The 3762-nt window shown below is 72.5% G+C and carries 4 protein-coding genes and 1 riboswitch; of the genes, 3 read left to right on the top strand and 1 reads right to left on the bottom strand.

Annotation, left to right across the window (positions count from 1 at the left end; all coding sequences use genetic code 11):
- Positions 1–362 (bottom strand): sigma factor (locus VFZ20_RS31895; protein ID WP_329688025.1); only part of this gene is annotated, 362 nt, incomplete at its 3' end.
- Positions 363–662: 300 nt separating this feature from the next.
- Between VFZ20_RS31895 and VFZ20_RS31890 the strand changes: the two genes are divergently transcribed.
- The 3 genes from VFZ20_RS31890 to VFZ20_RS31880 all read left to right on the top strand — a co-directional run bounded on the left by VFZ20_RS31890 (position 663) and on the right by VFZ20_RS31880 (position 3570).
- Complete coding sequence (locus VFZ20_RS31890; RefSeq protein WP_329688024.1) at positions 663–893, top strand: hypothetical protein; 231 nt, start codon at positions 663–665, stop codon at positions 891–893.
- A gap of 216 nt (positions 894–1109) precedes the next feature.
- Positions 1110–1202, top strand: a riboswitch (cyclic di-GMP riboswitch).
- 18 nt (positions 1203–1220) lie between these two features.
- Complete coding sequence (locus tag VFZ20_RS31885) at positions 1221–2261, top strand: hypothetical protein (RefSeq protein WP_329688023.1); 1041 nt, start codon at positions 1221–1223, stop codon at positions 2259–2261.
- Between the two features lie 13 nt (positions 2262–2274).
- Positions 2275–3570: a DUF5723 family protein gene (locus VFZ20_RS31880; RefSeq protein WP_329688022.1), complete on the top strand. Its 1296-nt coding sequence runs from the start codon at positions 2275–2277 to the stop codon at positions 3568–3570.
- Positions 3571–3762 lie beyond the last annotated feature (192 nt).

Here is a 3762-nt window from a genome sequence, read left to right as displayed (position 1 = left end):
ATCACCTCGCGGGCGGGGTCCCGCCCGGCGCCGTGCATGCCGTTGTGGTACGTCTGCACGTACAGGTGCAGATCCGGCGCGTTCTCCTCCATGCGCTCCAAGCTGTGCTCCGGACGGCGGCGGCGGCGCGACGCGTAGAAGCAGTTGACCAGGATGCGAAGGAACCACGCGCGAAAGTGCGTCCCGGGGCGAAACGTATGAAATCCCCGGAACGCCAGCAGCGCCGCTTCCTGCACCAGGTCCTGCGCGTCGTCGCGGTTGCGCGTGAAGCGCAGCGCCGTGCCGTACGCGCGGTCCACCACCGGCGCCAGCAGCGACTCGAAGTCGGCCGGCGCCGCGGCGGGCGGGGTAGAAGGGGTCACGGCGGATGCGTCCATCGCACGTCCCGGGGAAGGTGCGCCCGGCGCGATCGTCGCCCGGCGCTCTGCATAATGCCGATCACACTCAAATGGTTCCCGCCGACGGCGCCGAATCGGAGCGCGGACGCGGCGCGGATCACCAGCCTCACGCGGGCGGGATACGAGAACCGAGAAATCCGATGGCGCGTTGCAAACGGCAGTTCCGGAAATCTTTCTTGCACGACAAATAATTTTGTCGTATATAGTGAGTCACCCATCTCATATCCGCGTCTCGCGGAACTCACGCATGCAGGAGGAGGACGTATGAGCCGTATGCTGACCAACCTGCGCCGGGCTGTGCTCGGCGCCGCGTTCGTCGGATCGCTGGGCTTTGGCGCCGCGCAGGCGTTCGCCACGCCGGGCCAGCCCGCGCAGCCCGAGGCGACCTGCCCGGACCGCGGGTACGACTACGCGTACGCGTCCTGCCGCATCGGCTGCGCCTCCGGCGGCTACTGCGCGGCGGGCGGCATCTGCCGCTGCGGCCAGATTCCCTGAGCCGCGCGCCAGGCACGATCGGACGGCCCCGTACCCCACGCGGTACGGGGCCGTTCTGCATCCCTCCCGCATCTGCATCCAAAGCGCCGCGGACCTCCCCGGAAGGGCTGACCACGGCGCAAACGCCTGTCGCGCATCCACTTCCACAAATCGCGCTCAACTATTAGGTTAGGCGCACCGATACTCCATCAGCGAATGGGCGTGGGCCTCCTGGTCCCGCCGTAACGGCAAACCCGTCGAAAGGCGGGGACGCAAAGCTACGAGGCTACCGTGAACGTCCGCGTTCGCCACGCCAGTCGAGCCGCCAAACGCTTACGCCTCCCCACGATGACTCATCGTTCCATCGCGCTGGCCGTGCTGGCCTGCGCCTCCCTGGCCGCGTGCGAGCGCGCGGGCCAATCGCTTCCGTTCGACTCGGCGTCGCAGGAGCCCGTCACGCGCACGGTCCCGGCGTCGGGCGGCACCGTCAGCAGCGCGGCCGGCGCGTCGGTGGAGCTGCCGGCCGGCGCCGTGCCCGCGGGGACGGCGGTGACGCTCACGCCCACGGCCGCGCAGCCGTCCGCCAGCGGCACCGTCGTGTCGCCCTACGCCTTCCAGATCGAACCCGCCGGCCTGGCGCTGCAGTCGCCGGCCGCCGTGGACCTGCGCCTGAACGGCGGCGCGGCCGACGCGTGGCTGGCCTCCGTGGTCGTCAGCACCCCCGCGGGCGTAGTGGAGAACGGCGATGCCAGCGTGGACCTGAACACGGGCCTGCTGCACGGCAAGATCTCCACGCTGGGCACGGTGTCGGCCGTGGTGCCGGACCCCGCCGCCGTGCTGCGCGCGCGGCCGCTGGGCAGCACCCTCGCCGCGTCCGCGACGCCCGCGCCCCGCGCGGCGGCCGTGGGCGCCACCCGTGCCCTGCGCGGCGACTGCGGCCGTCCCGGCAAGCGCTGCAGCGGCCTGGTGGTGGAGGTGAGCGAGCGCCTGCTGAACCTGGTGGACACCGCCGCCGTGCTGTACCCGCAGGTGGCGGGGCAGATCACCATCAACGGCCAGACGGCGTCCGGCTCGCTGGTGCTGGTGTCGCCGCTGCGCGTACGCCTGGGCGCGCGGACCACGGCCACCACCATCCCCAGCCAGATCACCGCCACCGCCACGCCGCAGACGCTGGTGTGGGAGGCGGACGGACGCATCACGCTGAGCAACGTGCGCGTGGTGGGCCGCTCCGGACAGGAGCAGGGCGAGACGATGGCCACCCTCACGGTGGAGTACCAGGGCGCGCAGGCGTGGATTCGCCTGCAGCACCAGTTCGAGGCCGTGGTGGAGACCGGCAATCGCGAGATGGTGACCGTGGCGGCGCAGGTGCCGCTGGACCGCGTGCAGTAAGGAGAACGGGACGATGACGACGATCAAGATCAGCCGCGCCCTTCCCCTTGCCCTGGCGGCCGCGCTCGCGGCCCGCGGCGCGGACGCGCAGACGGCCGTGACCCCCCGCACGCTGGGGATGGGCGGCGCGAGCGTGGCCGCGGCCCGTGGATACGAGTCCCTGTTCCTGAACCCGGCCAACCTGGGCCTGGCGGGCAACACCCGCTGGTCCGTGACCCTCATGCAGCTCACGGCGGGGGCGGAGCTGCGCGGCGCCGCCTTTGGCGACCTGCCGGACCTGGCGGACGTGGACGCCGTGGCGCAGGCGCGCCGCGACGAGATCCTGGCCGGCGTGCCGCTCACCGGCGTGGACGCCGAGGTGGACGTGCGCGTCCCCATCGCCGCCGTGCAGGTGAACCGCGTGGCGCTGGGCGTCTCGTGGGCCGGCCTGTACCGGCAGAACCTGGGGCGCGACCTGGTGGACCTGGTGCTGAACGGGTACGAGACGGGCCGCACGAACTACTCCGTGGGCGGCACGGGCGGCACCCGCGTGAGCTTCCTGGACGTCAGCGCGGGGTACGGGCGCCCCGTGGGCCCCCTGAGCGTGGGCGTGGCGGCGCACTACCTGGCCGGCGGCTCGCTGACGCAGTCGCGCCTGTTCGAGCCCGAGTTCGACCTGGAGGACGAGGACCTGTCCGCCGAGTACCGCGAGGTGTACGCCGAGGGCGGCAACGGCTGGGCGCTGGACGTGGGCGTGGCCGCCGAGCCCGCCCCGGGCGTCACGCTCAGCGCGACCATCAGCAACGTGGCCACGGGGATGTCGTGGTCGGAGGAGCTGCGGACGCGGCACGTGGTGCTGCACCGCGCGGACTTTGACGGCGACGGGCTGGAGGACGCGCTCGGGCGGCTGGACGACAGCGCCGAGGACGTGGATGCCGGCGCCGTACCCGCCACGGTGTACGCCACGGCGGAGGGCCTGTACGACGAGGCGTACCTGCCCGCCACGCTCAACGCGGGCGCCGCGTGGGCCCTGGCCGGCGGACGCACCCGGCTGGCCGCGTCGTACCGCGACGTGCTGACGGCGGGGCGGATGGGGGGCGGATGGCAGCGCGCGGCCGCGTTCGGCGTGGAGCAGCGCATCCCCGTCGTCACGCTGCGGGCCGGCGCGGCCACGGACCTGGACGGCCGGTCGATGCTCTCCGGCGGCCTGTCGCTGGGCCCCCTGCAGCTGGGCGTGGCGCGGACGAGCGGCGCCGCGGACGGCGCCGACGGCAACGGCTGGACGGCCAGCTTTGGCCTCAGCGCCCGCAGCCCCGACGCCCTGCGCTGATCCGCATCCACTCCGCGGACGCAAATCGGCCCCGCGCCTCGAAGGAGGCGCGGGGCCGATTCTATTCGATCCGGAAACAGCTGTTTCCTGAGAGGGCGTTGCCAAACCCGCTTTTCAACGGAACCCAGCGAGCGTCATCCTGAGGGAGCGCCGCGCGTAACGTGAACACGCGCAGGACTTTGACGCGACCGA

Source organism: Longimicrobium sp., assembly GCF_036280135.1.
Taxonomy (GTDB): Bacteria; Gemmatimonadota; Gemmatimonadetes; order Longimicrobiales; family Longimicrobiaceae; genus Longimicrobium.
The sequence above is the reverse complement of the archived record's forward strand: the minus strand, read 5'-3'. Positions and strand labels throughout refer to the sequence as shown.

What these genes read in the sequence shown, in the direction of transcription:
- VFZ20_RS31890 (WP_329688024.1), top strand. Translation starts at nt 663, where the DNA reads ATGAGCCGTATGCTGACCAACCTGCGCCGGGCTGTGCTCGGCGCCGCG.
- VFZ20_RS31885 (WP_329688023.1), top strand. Translation starts at nt 1,221, where the DNA reads ATGACTCATCGTTCCATCGCGCTGGCCGTGCTGGCCTGCGCCTCCCTG.
- VFZ20_RS31880 (WP_329688022.1), top strand. Translation starts at nt 2,275, where the DNA reads ATGACGACGATCAAGATCAGCCGCGCCCTTCCCCTTGCCCTGGCGGCC.